A 16,752-nucleotide genomic window follows, 5' to 3' on the forward strand; every position below is an offset into this window, starting at 1 on the left:
TCAGGTCCTCGTCATGGATGCGTCAGTGGATACGGGTTGCGAAGCCTGCGGCTTTTGATCGGGGCGGATTTTGTACCAGATGGAATACATGGCAGGCAGGAACACCAGGGTCATGACCGTACCGCCCAGCGTGCCGCCGATCAGCGTGTACGCCAGCGTGCCCCAGAACACCGAATGCGTTAGCGGGATAAACGCCAGGATGGCAGCCAGTGCCGTGAGCAGCACCGGACGCGCTCGCTGCACGGTGGCTTCCACCACGGCATGGAAAGGATCAAGCCCATCCTTTTCGTTCTGATCGATCTGCCCGATCAGAATCAGCGTGTTGCGCATCAGAATGCCGGACAGCGCGATCAGCCCCACCAGCGCGTTGATGCCGAATGGTTGATTGAACAGCAGCAAGGTCGGTACTACACCAATGAGCCCCAGTGGCGCGGTCATGAACACCATGACCATCGCCGACATCGAACGCACCTGCAGGATGATGATCAGCAAGGTGACCGCAATCATGATCGGGAACAGCGGCAGCAACGCCACGGTCGCCTTGGCCGACTCCTCGATCGAACCGGCCTGATCAATGTGGTAACCGGCCGGCAGGTTGTCGATGATCGGCTGCAGTTCCTTGATGATCTTCGATGACACGTCCGGCGGTTGCAGATGCTCGGCAATGTCGCCGCGCACGGTGATGGTGGGCACACGGTCACGACGACGCAGAATCGGGTCTTCCATGCGCACGCCGACTTCGCCGATCTGCGAGAGCGGAATGCGCTGGCCACCGGAACCCACGAGGGTGAAGCCTGCGATTTTTGCCGGGTCCAGACGGATATCCCCGGCAGCCCTGCCCATGACCTCGACCGAGCGAATGTCTTCGCGCACCGAGGTGATCGGCACACCGGACAGCAGGAATTGCAATTGTTGGGCGACCGCGCTGGACGTCAGCCCGACGGCCTGCAGGCGATCCTGATTCAGCGAGAAATGCAGCGTCGGTACGCGCGAGCCCCAGTCCGTGTTGACGGTGCGCATCATCGGGCTGTTCTGCATGACAGTCTGTACCTGCTGCGCAATCTCGCGCAGTTTGTCAGGATCGGGACCGGCAACCCGGTACGCGACCGGAAACGGCGAATACGGCCCGAACACCAGTTGCGTCACCCGCACCCGCGCTTCGGGTGCCAGCCCCTGCGCGACTGCTTCGCGGATGCTGTGCTTGAGTGCTTCACGCGATTCCTGGCTGTCCGTCAGCACGACGATCTTGGCAAACGAGGGATCGGGCAATTCAGGTGCCATCGCCAGATAAAAACGCGGCGAGCCCTGGCCGATATAGGCCGTCACGATCTTCGCCGCGTCCTGCTTCTGCAGCCACGCCTCGACCTTGGCCGTGGTGGCGCTAGTCTGCTCGATGGAGGTGCCGTACGGCATTTGCACTTCGATCAGCACTTCCGGGCGATCCGAGGTCGGGAAGAATTGTTTCTTGACCAGTCCCATGCCCAGCACCGCGACGACAAAGGTCACGATCACCACGATTGCGACCAGCCATTTGCGAGCGATGACCCGGGCCAGAATCCGGCGGAAACGATTGTAGTGTGGCGTGTCGTAAATCGCGGCGTGACCGCCTTCGACCGGCTTGATGTCAGGCAGCAACTTCACGCCCAGGTAAGGCGTAAACACGACGGCGACGACCCAGGACGCAATCAGCGCGATGCCGACGATCCAGAACATGTTGCTGGTGTATTCGCCCGCCGTGGACTGGGCAAAACCGTTGGGCATGAAACCGACCGCCGTGACCAGCGTACCGGCGAGCATGGGCGCTGCGGTGTGACTCCAGGCGTAGGCCGAGGCCTTGATGCGGTCGTAGCCCTCCTCCATTTTCACCACCATCATTTCGATGGCGATGATCGCGTCATCCACCAACAGGCCCAGCGCCAGAATCAGCGAGCCCAGGGTGATGCGGTCGAAGTTCTTGCCCGTCGCTTCCATGACCACGAACACAATCGCCAGGGTCAGCGGCACGGCAGCCGCCACCACCACGCCCACTCGCCAGCCCATGCTGAGGAAACAGACCAGCATCACCACCAGCAGCGCGACGAAGAACTTGATCATGAACTCATCGACCGATGAAGCGATGTTCACGGACTGGTCGGTGACTTTGGAAAGCGTCATGCCCAACGGCATGGCCGCGTTGATACTCGCAGTTTCGGCATCCAGCGCCTTGCCGAGGTCAAGCCCGTTCCAGCCATCGCGCATCACGACGCCCAGCAGCAAGGCGGGCTCGCCCTGGCTACGTACCATAAACGTGGCAGGATCTTCATAACCGCGCTCGACGGTCGCGACGTCCGTCAGCTTGAGGGTTCTGCCCTGCACGGCAATCGGTGTATTGCGTATTTTCTCTAGCTTGTCGAACGCGCCATCCAGACGCAGAAACACCTGAGGCCCATCGGTCTCGATGGAGCCCGCAGGCGTCAACACGTTCTGGGTATTGAGCGCAGCAAAGATGTCCTGCGGCGAAACACCCAGCGTCGCCAGCAGCTCGTGGGAAAACGACACGAAAATGCGTTCGGCCTGCTCTCCGACGATGTTGATCTTCTTCACGCCAGGCACGTGCAGCAGCCGCTGACGCAGGGCTTCGGCATCGCGCACCAGCAGACGTTGCGGTTCGCCCTTGGCCTTCAAGGCAAAGAGCGCAAAGGTCACGTCCGAGAACTCGTCGTTGACCATCGGACCGATCACGCCTGCCGGCAGAGTCTTCGCTGCATCGCCAACTTTCTTTCGCGCCTGATAGAACTCTTCCTGCACCTGGGACGGCGGAGTCTTGTCCTGCAGCGAGACCATGGTGAACGCCAGACCGGCGCGAGTGTAGGTCTCGCTGCGGTCGTACCATTTCAGTTCCTGCATGCGCTTCTCAAGCGGCTCAGCGACCTGATCCTGCATTTCCTGTGCGGTTGCGCCGGGCCATGCCGAAATGATCGTCAGTTGCTTGACCGTGAACGGCGGGTCTTCGGCGCGCCCCAGTTTGAAGAATGAGAGCGTACCAGCGACGCCGATCAGGAAGATCAGAAACAACGTGATGGACCGTTCGCGAACGGCCAGCGCCGAGAGGTTGAAACGGCCCGAGCTCATGGCTTCGCTCCGGCAACGACAGTACTCGGTTGCAGCACCAGCACCTCTTCGCCCTCGTGAAGCAGATGGGCACCGAGCGCCACGATCTGTTCGCCGGGCTTCAAGCCACCTGTCACTCGGGCTGAATCGTCGCTCAGGCCCAGCAACTGCACGCCGCGCCATGACACTTTTGTCGGTGTTCCGGCAATCACCCACACGCCCGCCCCTTGGCCTGCGTCATGAAGGGCGCCAATGGGCACCGCGAGCGCTTGCATGGAGGTCTTGCCATCATCGATGTCGAGCGTGACAGTCGAACCCAACGGAGCGACGGCGTTGGCACCGTCGAGTACGTAACGGGCTTCAAAGGTTCGGGTCAGTGGATCGGCCGAGTCGGACAGCAGCCGTAGTTTCGCGGGGACCACCTCGGCGTTGTTTCCGTACATCCGCGCCTGCGCTGCAGAACCGACTGCAGGCCGCAACGTTTCCGGCAAATGGACAATGGCCTCACGCTGACCCGACTTGGCGAGCCTGACCACCGGTTGCCCTGCGCTGACGACCTGTCCGGGCTCTGCGAGGGTGTCGACCACGACGCCGTCGGCATCGGCCAGCAACACCGCATAGCCGGTGGCATTACGCGCGACAGCAGCCTGCGCCTGCGCAGCACTGAGATCGGCCTTGGCCGTATCAGCCAGCGATTTGATCCGGTCGTAGGCGGATGCGGAAATGGCGCCGGCAGCGACCAGATCCCGGTTGCGGGCTTCGTCGTCTGCCGTTTGTTTTGCCCGCGCCACGGCAGCTGCCACAGCCTGCTGCTGGGCTTGCGCCTGAAGACCAAGATCGACCGGGTCCAGACGCATGAGCGGCTGGCCGCGCTTGACGGTCTGCCCCGTGTCCACCAGACGTTCCAGAATTTTCCCGGAGACTCGGAACCCGAGGTCACTCTGCACGCGAGCGACCACCACGCCTGTGAAGGAACGAGCGCCGTCACTGGCGCTCGCAACTGCGGCGCTTCTCACCAACGGCGGTTGAGTACGAGGATCGCGCACGCTCGACGAATCGCCACACGCGGCAAGAACCAAAGGCAGAACGCAAACGGCGAGGGTTGCAGGTATGAACCGGAGCATGGGATCCCTAACTTTTGAAGTGAGCAGGAATCCGATTCTCTAGATAGTGACCAATTTAGTCAATAGTCACAAACTTATGGGGCGAGGCTTCTCAGTATCAGCGCGGACAGATGCACGGGGGCTGTGGGCACGATATCCAGGTTGTACTGCAACTGGACCGGGCTGATGTAGGGACGCATCACCAGATGAATGGCCTGAACGGTTTCGTCGAGTGGCGTCTTGCGCTCGAACTCGCCGGACTCACGCCCTTCGAGAACGATCTGCTGGATCAGTTCGCGCAAACGGGCATCGTGCGCTAGCGCGGACGGCCACTTGTCACGGGTGGCGACGGCGGCAATGTCGTGCAGCTTGCGGTCGTGAAAGAACAGATCGCTACCGGCCTCGACCACCGCGCGGAACAGGCGTCGCAGCTTCTCCGAGGCGGTTGGCGCATCTGCGATTGCCGCATCGACGATGGTCATGATCATGGCCAGGCGATTGGAACAGATCACCTCGCCGATAGCCTGCTTGGAGTCGAAGAACTTGTAGATGTAGGCCTTGGAAAAACCGATGGCCTTGGCAAGATCGGACACTGTGGTTTTCTCGAAACCGTAGTGGCCGAAGTGTTCAGTGGCCGCTTCCACGACCTGATCGCGAACGCTGTGGTCGGACGGTCCGCGTGATGGGGTCGTATCGATATGCTTAGTCATGTTTCCAGCTTAGCTCCGCAAGCCCTGATTGACAACAAGTGACCAAATTGTAATATGGTCACAATTGTTCATCCCAAGGAAATCTCAATGCGCCCGCTCTCCACGTACGCACTACTGATGAGTGCCAGCCTGATGGCGGGCTGCGCCGTAGGTCCGGATTACCAGCGTCCGGACGCTCCTGTGTCGGCTCATTATCTGGCTCGACCTGACGCAAGGCCGGATTCTACAGCGCTCAAGCTCGATAATGCGGTCTGGTGGCAGAGTTTTGCCGACCCACTGTTGAACGAGTTCGTTTCCAGTGCGCTGGCGCAGAACCTCACACTGGCTCAGGCCAGCGCGCAGCTGACTCAAGCGCGCGCCGGGCTCAGCGCCGCCACTGCTGCGCTGCTGCCATCGGGTAACGTCAGCGGTCAGGCTTCGCGCGCCTATCAGTCAGTGGAAACGCCGCTCGGACAGGTACTGGACTCAACCCCGGGTTTTGATCGCTACGGCAATGCATACGAAGCCAACCTCAACGCCGCTTGGGAATTGGACGTATTTGGCGGACTGAGGCGCGGCCGCGAAGCCGCACTGGCTGACTATCAGGCATCCGAGGCGGGCGTTGCAGCAACACGATTGGCGGTTGCGGCGCAGACGGCTGATACCTACATCATGATTCGCGGGTTGCAAACGCGACTGGACATCGCGCAACGGCAGGTCAAGACCCGGCAGGATCTGCTGGAGAAAGTGCAGATGCTTTACGACAGAGGTCTGTCACCCGAGTACGAACTGCGCCAGACCGAAGGCGAACTCGCGCAGGTTCAGGCGACCGTGCCTGTTCTGCAGTCAGGACTGGATGCCGCCATGAATGCCCTCGACGTCATGCTGGGCGTACCTCCTGGCACCCACCGCACGAAACTGGCGGCAGCGAAAGCGATACCGGGCGCCCCACCACTCATCGCAACCGGCACACCTGCCGATCTTTTGCGCCGCAGACCTGACCTTATGGTCGCTGAACGCCGCCTTGCCGCTTCCAGCGCCCGGATCGGCGTGGCAGTCAGCGAGTACTACCCCAAGCTTTCGCTGAGCGCCCTGCTGGGCAGTGCGACAGCGGTGTCGAGCGGCAACCTGTTCAGCAGCGGTGCCAGCCAGTCGGCAGGCGTACTGGGACTGCGCTGGAGGCTGTTCGATTTCGGCCGCGTCAACGCGCAGATCAATCAGGCCAAGGGCGCAGAAGCAGAAGCCCTGGCCGCTTATCGACAGTCCGTTTTGCGAGCCACCGAAGATGTCGAGAATGCGTTTTCGTCGCTGATCAATCGCACCAGTCAGACGACCATTCTCAGCCGGGGTGAAAAGGCACTGACTGCAGCAAGACAGTCGTCCTTTGCGGGCTATCAGAACGGGGCGGCCAGCCTGATCGACGTGCTGCGCGCTGACGAAACGATGCTTCAGACATCGGACGCCAGAGCCCTGGCCCAGACCGAAACCGCCCGTGCCGCCGTGGCTGCCTTCAAGGCACTCGGGGGTGGCTGGCAAGCGCCGGGGGCAGATGTTGCGGTTCGATAGCCACCGCAATAAACCGCAACTCAGTGGGCACTGAATCCAAATGCATACTTTTCCCTGCCACCCGGGCTGCCAAGGCATTCGCTTGAGTCTATGCTTGTCTTGACTGTCGATCCGACCTGAGTGATCGAACAGCCCACCAGGCAGGCCATGTGAATTATTCGACACTGATTTCAGTACTGTTGTGTCTGTTGCTCAGCGCGCCTGCCAGGGCCGATCACTATCAGGTCGTGACTGAAGAATGGGCACCCTACAATTATTCAGAGAACGGTCAGCTTACCGGCATGACTACCGAGATAGTCCGCGCAATCATGAAGGTCACCGGGCACGAGTTCACTATCGTGCTGGCGCCCAGCATGAGGGCAAGTCACATATTGAAGATGCGGCCCAGGACCATCATGTACTCCATGTTTCGTACTCCAGAGCGCGAGCATTTGTACAAGTGGGTCGGCCCCATCCTGGAAGAGTCGATACACCCTTATCAACTGGCAACGGCAACGCCGGTCACCTCGCTCGAACAACTGCTGCATGCGCCGCAGATCACCACCCGGCACGCAGGTCTGCTGCCCGACATGCTGCAGTCACTGGGTTTCAAAAACCTCGATAAAAGCGCCACCGAAAGCGTACAGCTCTACCGCATGCTGCTGAACGGTCGCACTGGCATCATCATCGGCGACACCGCTGCGGGCGTGGCGTACCAGAGCCGTCAGTTGAACATCGCCTCGGGCACGCTGCGACAGGTACCCCTCGAGCTGTATCGCTCCTCGCTGTACATCGCCTTCAGCCGTGACTGTGAAGACGAACTGGTTGCCTCATGGGCCAGCGCTCTGGAAACCCTGCGTCAGTCCGGTGAACTGGAGCGTATTCAGCAGAGGTATGAGCAGCCTTTGCAGTGAGCGGCGATACACAAATCCTTCTGGAGGAATGCGACGATGATCGTCCCCACGCTCGCGTGGGAATGCCTCCCAGGACGCTCCGCTCTTGAATGTGGCGCAGATGCGCGCCCAAACTCCAGCGGTATCCACGTCATGCGCTCGGCTCACCGAATCCGCAATCTGTGCCATTTGTGACGCGGAGCGTCACGGGAGGCATGCCCACGCGCAGCGATGGGCACGATCAGTGTTGAGGCGGACTTGTGTATAACGACGAGTGCTCCGCGTGAGCATGCAGCCGTGATGCGAACGCGGACGCGAAGTGTCCTTGGTGTTAGCACGCACGAGCGATGGGAACGATCATCAACGCATCAACAGCCCGCCCATCATGGTGACAAAAACTGTCCCTGTCGCTGTGTAGTGTCATCCCCACACTCAACAGGGAAGACATCTCATGAAACGCATTCAGTACAGCAAGTACGGCGGTCCGGAGTTGATGCGGCTCGAAGATTTCGAGTTGTCCAGCCCCGAAAAGGACGAAGTGGCGGTGCAGGTCAGGTACGCCGCCATCAACCCGATTGACTGGAAATTGCGCAGCGGGGTCATGAAGATTGTCACCGGCAAGACCTTTCCTCGGGCGATGGGCATGGATTTTTCGGGCACGATCATCAAGGTTGGCGCGGAAGTCACTCGGCTCAAGGTGGGCGACGCGGTACTGGGACTGGCCCGTTTCAAGGAAAGCGGCGCGTTTGGTCAGGCTGTTGTGACCAAGGAAGCCTTTCTGGCCAAAAAGCCCGAGTCGCTCTCGTTCAAGGATGCCGCCTGCATTGGCACGCCCGGTATCACCGCCTGGAACAGCCTGGTCGACAAAGCAAAGCTGCAGGCCAGCCAGCACGTATTCATCAACGGCTGCTCGGGCGCAGTCGGCGAAGCGGCTGTGCAGATCGCCCGTTATTTTGGTGCGACGGTCTCGGGCAGTTGCAGCGCCAGGGATATCCAGAAGGCCAAGGCGCTGGGCGTGGATACGGTTTACGATTATCGGACTACACCCGTTTCAGCCATCAGCACCCGATTTGATGTGGTGCTGGATACCGCGGCCACCCTGAGCGTATCGCAAGGCCTTGCGATGTTACGGCCCGGCGGCGTATTCCTTGACCTGAACCCCGGCCCCGGCAAATTCATACGTGCCCTCTTCGACCGCAGGCTCAAGCCCATCATAGGTTCGCCACGCGTCGAGATTCTGGATAAGCTGGCCGAAGCCGCCAGCCGGGGCAGATTCAAAATCCCGGTGGGTGAAGTCGTTCCCTTGAGCAGCGCGATCAACCTGATCACCGACATTGAGCAAGGACGCAAACTCGGCGGCAAAGGCGTTATCGCGATGGAGTAGGCATGGCCAGAAGTCATCGTTTGTTTGAATTGATGCAAGCGCTTCGCCGGCATCGCAGGACCGTCTCGGGCGCGTCCCTGGCGCAGGAACTGGGCGTTTCGCTGCGCACCATCCGCCGTGATGTCGCAACCCTGCAAGGCATGGGAGCCGACATCGAGGGAGAACCGGGCCTGGGCTATATCCTCAAGCCCGGTTTTCTGCTTCCTCCGCTGTCGTTCACGGAGGAGGAAATTCAAGCCTTGATGATTGGCGCGCAGTGGGTCAGCCGCCAGACCGACGACAAATTCGCCTTCGCCGTGAAAAACGCCCTGGCCAAGATAAGTGCCGTTCTGCCGGTGGAGATGCGGCCGACGCTGGAGGACGAGACGTTCTACATCAGCAGGCCGTTCAGCGCTTCATCCACCATCGACCTGAGCGAGATCCGCCGTGCGTTGCGTGATCAGTGCAAGCTGAGCATCACGCTTTCAATCGAACATGCGCCCAAGGATCCGCAGACCATCTGGCCGATCATGCTCGGCTTCATCGAGTCCAGGCGTCATCTGGCGACGTGGTGCGAAGGTGACAGCAAATACCGGATTATCGACATGGACGACATTGCAGAAGCGCAGGTCCTGACCGAACGCTACACGCGCAATCGTCGCCAGATGATCAAAGAGTGGCGTGCGCTGGAGATACTGCCCTGCAACGTCCGGGGCGAGACCTGCTGACATGGCACCCTCCTCAACCGTCACCCTGCCCCTCCAGCCACGCACAGAACAACTGCACCGTTTCATCGTCCAGTTTTTCGTCAGGCACATAGGCGCAGTAACTGCGCGACTTGAGGCGCGGCCCGGCAAAGGGCGTCACCAGCCTTCCAGCCTGCAGGTCACTGGCAACCAACGCCGCAGGCCCCATCGCGATGCCCAATCCGTCGATGGCAGCCTGCAAGGTCAGATAGAAGTGATCGAACACCACGCCTGCGGCTGGCTGCAACGCAGGAATATTGGCGCTCGCCAGCCAGTCCGGCCACAACCTCGGCAGACTTGAGGTGTGTAACAGCGTGTGGTGTTTCAGGTCCTCTGGGGTATTCAACGGCAGTTGCTTCAGAAGCGCCGGGCTACACACAGGGATTCTGTCTTCACGCAGGAATACGCGGGTCCGATAGCCATAAAGCGTGTCCGGCCCACCGCGAATGATGATGTCGTAGGGCTCCTTCAGGCTTTCCACGGCCTTGTTCGAGGTGTGCACCTGCACATCGATGCCGGGATGAGTGGCGCGAAACGCATCAAGCCGCGGCACCAGCCAGCGCAACGTGAAGGTCGCGAGCGCGTTCACCAACAGCGTGCGCGGGGCCGGATCAGGCAAGCCGAACCGCGCAGTCGCCAGTGCAATCTGTTCAAGCAACGGCCCGATTTCAGCCAGATACGCTCTAGCGGCCGTGGTTAGAACGACCCGACGATTGTGTCGCTCGAACAATATCGAGCCCAGCCAGTCCTCAAGCAGACGAACGCTCTGACTGATCGCCCCGGACGTGACATGCAGTTCGGCCGCAGCCTCCTTGAAGCTGCCCAGACGGCCAGCCGCCTCGAAAGCGCGCAAGGCATTGAGCGGGGGTAATTCTCGTTTCATTCGCAATAGCTACGCTAACGTGATCAGCCAATTTATCTGGTTTGTCAGGCGGTACCAAGATAGATATTTTGCCAAGCAGATAAACACTGCCTTTGCTTCTGGCGCCTCCTTCGCACTGCCCACTCGGAAAACACCATGCTCAGTTACGCAGGCGGTCTGGTTCTACTCGCTGCCGTGCTTCATGCAGGCTGGAACGCCATGCTGCACGGCAACCGCGACCGCCATCTGTCCATGGCCTGGATGGGCATCATGATCGCGTCGGTGGCGACCGTGGCGGTCGTGATGCTGCCCTTGCCAGCCGCCGGGGCATGGCCCTATCTGCTGGCCTCCGGGCTGGTGCACATCGTCTACAACATCAGCCTGGTGCGCTCGTATCGCAACAGCGATCTGGCGGTGGCCTACCCGATAGCACGAGGTTCTTCGCCGCTGCTCGTCACCCTCGGCGCTGCGTTGTTCGCCAACGAAACCCTCAGCGCTGTGCATGTCTTGGGGATCGTCATGATATCGGGCGGCATTCTCACGCTCGCCTTCCTGGACCGCCATGTCTCCCGCTCCGGCGTTCTGGCTGCACTTGCCACCGGCGTGCTGATCGCGCTCTACACCGTGATCGACGGCATCGGCGTGCGGCAATCGCAGGGGCAGGCGCTGGCCTACACCGCCTGGATGTTCATGTCGTTCTGGGCCATGCCGTTGCTGTTTGTAGCGAGCCGTGGGCTCAACGAACTGGCCGCGTCCTTGAAAAAGCACCCCGCCGCTGTCAGCTCTTCGGCGCTCGGTGGACTGGTGTCCATCGCCGCCTACGGCATCGTCATCTGGGCCATGCAGTCAGGCGCCATGGGCGGCGTGTCGGCCTTGCGCGAGACCAGCGTGGTGTTCGCGGCGCTGATCGGGAAGATGTTTCTGGGCGAAGAGATGAGTACGAAGCGCTGGGCCGTTTGCGGGCTGGTGGCGGCTGGGGCTATTTGTCTTGGGCTCTAGCGCTGTGAGATTCCAAAAGATACTCATACTTAATTACAATCTTCCTGATCGACCAAAACTACGTCGCGGCCAATACCGCAAAAAAACGGGTGTCACTCAAGCGACAATGCCTGTGCCCTTCAATGACAAGATCAGACTGATCAACGAGTCTACCGGTGAACCGATGATTAATCATGGCTACACCATCCAGCGCGCGGACGGCAGGTTCGAACATGGCGCAAGCGACTCCATGGGTTTTACGCATATGATAAGCGCCCATTGCGCTGAACAAATAAAGCTTTTTGTGGAGGACTGAGATATGGAGGCAGAACAAGTCATTCTTCCGAACGGCAAAACAGCAACGCTGGCAAAAACACACACTTTGACAGCCGCAAATGACAGCACGGTAAAAACTGTTCCGATTGCGACAAAGAAAGCGATTGTTTTCTTTATCGGCGGAGCTGCAGATCAGGAAAAATATTACTTTCAGGGTGCGTTCCACAATATCGATGGCGCCAGAAACATTCTGGACCAGAGAATAAGCGCCAACAGCAAGCTGTCATCAAAGTACACCAGCTGGCTCAGAAGTTACAAAGATGCAAAAGGCGCCGGGGACATTCAAACGTATTTTACTAAAAAAATCCCTGACAAATCTTGCCCTATTTACATCATTGGCCACAGTCTTGGAGGATGGAACGGAGCGCACGTGTCGCGCATATTGTCGGAGGCCGGTTACAAAATAAAGTTTTTGGTAACACTCGACCCCGTAGGAGAAGGTTTTTGGGTGTGGCTAGGCTCTGATATTTATAAATCCGAGCCCCAGCCCATTGCTGAAACCTGGATCAATATTTTAGCAAACGCCAGTGTTCCCGACTCCTCCGACGGCGTTGCAGAATTTGGAGAGCGCTGGATTATATCCGGCGGAACAACGCTGAATAAAACCGCTGATATTCATCACGCCTCTGCAGACAGGATGTTCATCGAACCCGTTCAGGGGAAAAAATCGGCGTGCGACCTGGTTTTTGAATCCATAAACGGTATTTTTGGCCAATGACTAAAAAGCACAACTTCATATTTCTTGCAGCGCTGCTGTGCACTGCCTGCACCAAGACGGCTGATGTTCCGCCCGCCAACCTGACTTTATCTTCTTATGGACCCGGCCAAAAAAATCTTTACGCCGTTAACTTCTCGTCGAATATCGATCTACTGAACGCATTCAGTACTTATGAGAAGGCCAACCAACTTACCCCTATGCTCATATGTTCTCTGGAGCACGGCACTGACGTTTCCTCGGCACGTCCATTAAATATAAAAGCAGAGGGAAGAGTAGAAGCGACACGTCGGACGAAAACCTCATACGGCTTCGTTTCTGATCTTGTCTTTTATTACACTACCCCTGAAGGTGATCAGCGTAATCAGAACGACTATGAAGCTATAAAGCCGTTGATCGCGAAGCAAGACACGATACCGTGCAGGGTGCGCATTACCGCTTACGGGTACAAGACTTATTACACCAACACGCTATCCATTCCTGCCCCGCTGATGATGGAGCAAATGAGCAGGTAAAGCGTAAAACCCGAGATCCATAGACGCTTTCAACGACCTGTTGCCGAGTCGAAAGCCTCCAGTCCAACACTTCGCCTCCGCAGATCAACCACCGCCCCCAGGCCAAGAAGCAAAGTCATCTGGGCGTGACAACCCTCAGTATCGTTTCAATCCAGCGAATCTGCCGCTCGATCTCCTGCAGCTTCTCTTCAGGCACGCCCTGTTTCGCCTTGGCGAAGCTGGTCAGGGTTTTCTGCCGTTGCTGCAGCAAGCGCTGCCACTTGGCCAGAAACGCCGGGCTGCGTGTCTGCAGTTGTAGCGGGCCGAAGTACAGCTCTTCTGCGGTATAGATCACCGGGCCGGTGTGCTCGGCGATGATGATTTCATAGTCGAAGCGGTTCTCGCGCAGCACTTCTTCGCAGACGATACGGTACCCGTTTTCCATCAGCCATAGGCGCAGCGGTTGCTCGCCCCCGTTTGGCTGCATGATGAGGCGTTCGGTGCCGCTCAGGCGCGCTTTGCCCGCTTCGAGGATGTCGCGAATGGTCTCGCCGCCCATGCCGCACAGGCTGATCGCGGTGATGCCGTCGTGCGGCTCGATGGCTGCCAGACCATTGGCCAGGCGAACAGTGATCCGTTGTCCGAAACCGTTTTCGTGCACCACACGCTGGGCCGCGCAAAACGGTGTGACGGCCACCTCGCCCGCTACCGCAACGTCAATTACGCCACGACGCATAAGGGCCACCGGCAGGTAGCCGTGATCAGAACCGATGTCGGCCAGCCGCGCGCCGTCAGGCACGTGCGCCGCCACGCGCTCCAGGCGCATGGACAATGTCTGTTCGTTCAACGGCAACCCCTTTCATCAAAACGTCCGCACGCACTGGCCGGATCGGGGCGCGATTCTGTCGGGGTATGACGTGGATTTCAACTCTCTGCGTCCGGACGAGCAGAGAATCACAATTGTCGTGATCCGTGCTCCGTGCGACTCGACTCGACTCGAAAGATACGACACCTGTCGCGGCCTGCGTATGCAGGCCGCGAGTCGATGATTCGATGATTCGATCAAGGAATCGTTATGACGAGCTTGCCGGTGACATGCCCGGCGGCGCTGATCTGTTGCGCGGTGGCGATTTGTTCCATCGCAAAGGTCTGCTCGATGCGCAGGTCGAGTGATCCAATCTCGTACAGTTGCGCCGCCTCTGCAAACGCCTGCTCGGGATGATCGAGCGATTTCCCTGAGAACGCCGCGCCATGCTGCGGGGCCGTTACATCAGAAATGGAAACAACACGATCAGCATCGCCGACAATCGCCACCAGCTCGGCTATCGTGCCGGCCCCTGCCAGGTCGAGTGCGGCGTCTACGCCGTTGGGCGCCAACATGCGCAGCCTTTCGGTAAGGCCGGGTTCGTAGCTCGTCGGAACAGCGCCCAGACTGCGAATGTACGGATGCTTTGGAGCGCTCGCCGTGCCAATCACGATTGCGCCGCGATGCAGTGCGATCTGGATGGCAGCCGATCCGACCCCGCCCGCAGCGCCCGTTATCAGTAGTGTTTCACCGGCCTTGATTTTGACGTGGTCGAGAATGCGAGTCGCCGTCTCAACAATGACCGGTAAACCACCCGCCACATCGATTGGCATGCTGCGCGGCACATGCGCCCAGCTTCTCAACACGGCCTGCTCCGCCAACGTATTCCGTCCGTAACCAAAGACGGTATCGCCGACCGCAAATCCTGAAACGCCCTCGCCGACCTCGTCAATCACGCCTGCTGCTTCCGAGCCGACACCGGCGGGAAAGGTCACGGGCATGAAGTCATGCATGTAGCCCGATCGTATCTTCCAATCAATGGGATTGACCCCGACGGCTAGCACCTTGATTCGCACTTCACCTGCGCCTGGGCGAGGTGGCTCTATGTCGACGATCTTCAATACCTCGGTGCCACCGTATTCATTGAACTGAACAGCTTTCATATGCATTCCTCTTACAGCGTAAAAAACCGCCGGGACAGTGATCTACCCGGGCTGTCATTCAACGGCAACAGATTGCAATCGCTAGGCTGTGCACAAATTGGCTACAGCGACTTTTTGAAACAGATGCGGACGAAACACGGCAGACGGCGGATGAGCCTTGGCGATCTCGCGGAACTCCGGGTGCTTGAAAGCAGTGCGCCAGGCTTTTGCGGACTCGAAAACCGCGTAGTTGAGATAGGTCGGGCTATCGCCCAATGCACGATGAAGTTGCGTCGAGATAAAACCGGGCTGGCGTTTCATGAAAGCGGCGTCTGATGCCCATGCGACCAGAAAGGCTGCTTCATCTTCAGGTGACAGGGTGCAAACATTGACCAACACGATGGGTGCGGCATCGATCCCCATCTGTTGGCTCAACGGAAACGACGGATCAAGCGGCTCGACACTGGACATGATGGATTTCCTCGATCAGCTACTGGTTCATTTGCCAAGGCAAGAAACAGTCTCCGCTGCGCCAATCGTTCGTCCAGGATTTTGCCTTGTCCGCGCCATGGTAAATGGGCAGACGGACAGTTTCTGTCACCAGGGTGCCGGGTTGTTCACCGTGTGGGAGGCGCCGCCACGCCTTCGACTTAGTGGCGTCTCCCACAGCCTGATGTTTGTTACATGAGGTGAGCGTCTCGAAAATCTGTCACCACAACGGCAGTGTGTAACTCACGATAAAGCGTGTTTCATCCAGATCGTTGCCGAAGTTGGACCGGACCGTGGCGTTCCTGAGCCTGAGGCTTACGTTCTTCAACGAGCCACTCTGGATAACGTAAGCCAGATCGGTATTACGCTCCCATTCCTTGCCGGTGTTACTGCCTGCGACCAGTGCGTTATCGCCGCTGACATAGCGGGACATGAAGGTCAGTCCGGGAATGCCCAGTGCGACAAAGTTGTAGTCGTAGCGCAACTGCCAGGACTTCTCCTGCGTGTTGGCGAAGTCGTTGATCTGGACGAAGTTCACCAGATACGGATCGGAGTTGGCAATGTACGGGAAGGGATCATCACCGCTCATACGCTGGTAAGCGGCCATGAATACGCTGCTGCCCAGTGTGTAGGACACTTGCCCGTTGGCGGCGCGGTTATCGAGGTTGCGGAAGTTGCCGTCCTCGGTGCTTTTCGAATACCGCAGGTCGAACTTCAGTGACTGGCGATCTGCAAGCGGGACTTCGTAAACAATGCCACCGTAGTACTGCCGGTAAACGTTCTCCAGATTGCCGTAATACAGACTAGTGCTCAGCGTCTTGCTGAAACTGTAAGTGCCGCCGCCAAAGGTGAAGTCATCACTGGTACCGCCAATGCGGTTGCCGGTGAAGTCCTGATAGTTGGAAGAGCTGTTGAACTTGATCTGCTCCAGCTTGCCGCCTTGCAAGCTGAGGTTGCTGATATCTTTGGACGTCAGCATTGCGCCTTCGAACGTGGCGGGTAGCAGGCGAGTGTCATTGCTCGACACCACCGGGCTGCGAAACGCCAGAGAGCCGACCTTCAGCACCGTCTCGGAGACTTTCGCCTTGGCCGTCAGCTCAAGTTTCGAATACTCATCCTGCGAGCCACGGCCGTTTCTGGAGCTGAGGTCAGCAGGAAGCAGCCCCGTGCCGCCCGAGCCGTCCCCACCGTCCAGCTTCAGCCCCAGCATGCCAAGGGCATCAAGACCGAACCCCACCGTGCCAGCGGTATAACCGGATTCGACCCGAAACAGCGCCCCTTGCGCCCACTCTTTCGCCGCGTCCCGCTGAGCGGTCGGCGGCCCGTTACGAAAGTCCCGGTTGAAATAGAAGTTGCGCAATTCCACGCTGGCCTTGCTATCGGCAATGAAGTCCGCCGAGGCCAACAGTGGATACGTAAGTGCACAAGTACTGATTAAGCAAAAAGCCTTATTGATCGACATTCCCGTCATGCTCCGGATAAGGGCAGATTGAATCGATTGG

Annotated in this window: 15 protein-coding genes; 7 read left to right on the top strand and 8 right to left on the bottom strand. The window is 58.9% G+C overall.

Features of this window, described 5'->3' with window-relative positions:
• From QRN20_RS02215 to QRN20_RS02225, 3 genes are all read right to left on the bottom strand, one after another.
• Nucleotides 1-3,111 carry an efflux RND transporter permease subunit gene (locus QRN20_RS02215; RefSeq protein ID WP_285359971.1) on the bottom strand — a complete coding sequence of 1,037 codons (3,111 nt, stop codon included), beginning with the start codon at nt 3,109-3,111 and terminating at the stop codon, nt 1-3.
• Entirely contained in the window at nt 3,108-4,214 is a 1,107-nt protein-coding gene (locus QRN20_RS02220; protein WP_122509512.1) for an efflux RND transporter periplasmic adaptor subunit, read from the bottom strand. The genes QRN20_RS02215 and QRN20_RS02220 overlap by 4 nt, the downstream gene beginning before the upstream one ends.
• A gap of 74 nt (nt 4,215-4,288) precedes the next feature.
• Nucleotides 4,289-4,903: a TetR/AcrR family transcriptional regulator gene (locus QRN20_RS02225; protein ID WP_004886761.1), complete on the bottom strand. Its 615-nt coding sequence runs from the start codon at nt 4,901-4,903 to the stop codon at nt 4,289-4,291.
• Nucleotides 4,904-4,990: 87 nt separating this feature from the next.
• Between QRN20_RS02225 and QRN20_RS02230 the strand changes: the two genes are divergently transcribed.
• The 4 genes from QRN20_RS02230 to QRN20_RS02245 all read left to right on the top strand — a co-directional run bounded on the left by QRN20_RS02230 (nt 4,991) and on the right by QRN20_RS02245 (nt 9,411).
• Nucleotides 4,991-6,448 carry an efflux transporter outer membrane subunit gene (locus QRN20_RS02230; RefSeq protein ID WP_122509511.1) on the top strand — a complete coding sequence of 486 codons (1,458 nt, stop codon included), beginning with the start codon at nt 4,991-4,993 and terminating at the stop codon, nt 6,446-6,448.
• A gap of 149 nt (nt 6,449-6,597) precedes the next feature.
• Nucleotides 6,598-7,341, top strand: a complete 744-nt coding sequence (locus QRN20_RS02235) for a substrate-binding periplasmic protein (protein WP_122415147.1) — start codon at nt 6,598-6,600, stop codon at nt 7,339-7,341.
• 430 nt (nt 7,342-7,771) lie between these two features.
• The gene (locus QRN20_RS02240; RefSeq protein WP_285359972.1) at nt 7,772-8,704 is read left to right on the top strand and encodes an NAD(P)-dependent alcohol dehydrogenase; all 933 of its coding nucleotides are present in this window, start codon (nt 7,772-7,774) and stop codon (nt 8,702-8,704) included.
• Nucleotides 8,705-8,706: 2 nt separating this feature from the next.
• Nucleotides 8,707-9,411, top strand: coding sequence for a helix-turn-helix transcriptional regulator (locus QRN20_RS02245; RefSeq protein ID WP_122606407.1), 705 nt, complete (start codon nt 8,707-8,709; stop codon nt 9,409-9,411).
• Between the two features lie 13 nt (nt 9,412-9,424).
• Here QRN20_RS02245 and gcvA read toward each other — a convergent pair whose 3' ends face one another.
• Nucleotides 9,425-10,312, bottom strand: a complete 888-nt coding sequence (gene gcvA, locus QRN20_RS02250) for a transcriptional regulator GcvA (RefSeq protein ID WP_122606405.1) — start codon at nt 10,310-10,312, stop codon at nt 9,425-9,427.
• A 135-nt stretch (nt 10,313-10,447) separates the two neighbouring features.
• Between gcvA and QRN20_RS02255 the strand changes: the two genes are divergently transcribed.
• From QRN20_RS02255 to QRN20_RS02265, 3 genes are all read left to right on the top strand, one after another.
• Complete coding sequence (locus tag QRN20_RS02255; protein ID WP_122435228.1) at nt 10,448-11,290, top strand: EamA family transporter; 843 nt, start codon at nt 10,448-10,450, stop codon at nt 11,288-11,290.
• 298 nt (nt 11,291-11,588) lie between these two features.
• Entirely contained in the window at nt 11,589-12,323 is a 735-nt protein-coding gene (locus QRN20_RS02260; protein WP_029243958.1) for an alpha/beta hydrolase family protein, read from the top strand.
• On the top strand, nt 12,320-12,835 hold the full coding sequence (locus QRN20_RS02265) for a hypothetical protein (protein ID WP_029243957.1): 516 nt from the start codon (nt 12,320-12,322) through the stop codon (nt 12,833-12,835). The genes QRN20_RS02260 and QRN20_RS02265 overlap by 4 nt, the downstream gene beginning before the upstream one ends.
• 115 nt (nt 12,836-12,950) lie before the next feature.
• Here the strand turns inward: QRN20_RS02265 and QRN20_RS02270 are convergent, their stop codons facing one another.
• The 4 genes from QRN20_RS02270 to QRN20_RS02285 form a co-directional block, all read right to left on the bottom strand.
• Entirely contained in the window at nt 12,951-13,661 is a 711-nt protein-coding gene (locus QRN20_RS02270; RefSeq protein ID WP_122606535.1) for a tRNA (adenine(22)-N(1))-methyltransferase, read from the bottom strand.
• A 215-nt stretch (nt 13,662-13,876) separates the two neighbouring features.
• On the bottom strand, nt 13,877-14,782 hold the full coding sequence (locus QRN20_RS02275; protein ID WP_122606403.1) for an NADP-dependent oxidoreductase: 906 nt from the start codon (nt 14,780-14,782) through the stop codon (nt 13,877-13,879).
• A gap of 81 nt (nt 14,783-14,863) precedes the next feature.
• Nucleotides 14,864-15,232 carry an antibiotic biosynthesis monooxygenase family protein gene (locus tag QRN20_RS02280; RefSeq protein ID WP_122606402.1) on the bottom strand — a complete coding sequence of 123 codons (369 nt, stop codon included), beginning with the start codon at nt 15,230-15,232 and terminating at the stop codon, nt 14,864-14,866.
• 238 nt (nt 15,233-15,470) lie between these two features.
• Nucleotides 15,471-16,712, bottom strand: a complete 1,242-nt coding sequence (locus tag QRN20_RS02285) for an OprD family porin (protein WP_122606400.1) — start codon at nt 16,710-16,712, stop codon at nt 15,471-15,473.
• Nucleotides 16,713-16,752 lie beyond the last annotated feature (40 nt).

The organism is Pseudomonas sp. fls2-241-TYG-175 (genome assembly GCF_030209155.1).
Lineage (GTDB): Bacteria > Pseudomonadota > Gammaproteobacteria > Pseudomonadales > Pseudomonadaceae > Aquipseudomonas > Aquipseudomonas viridiflava.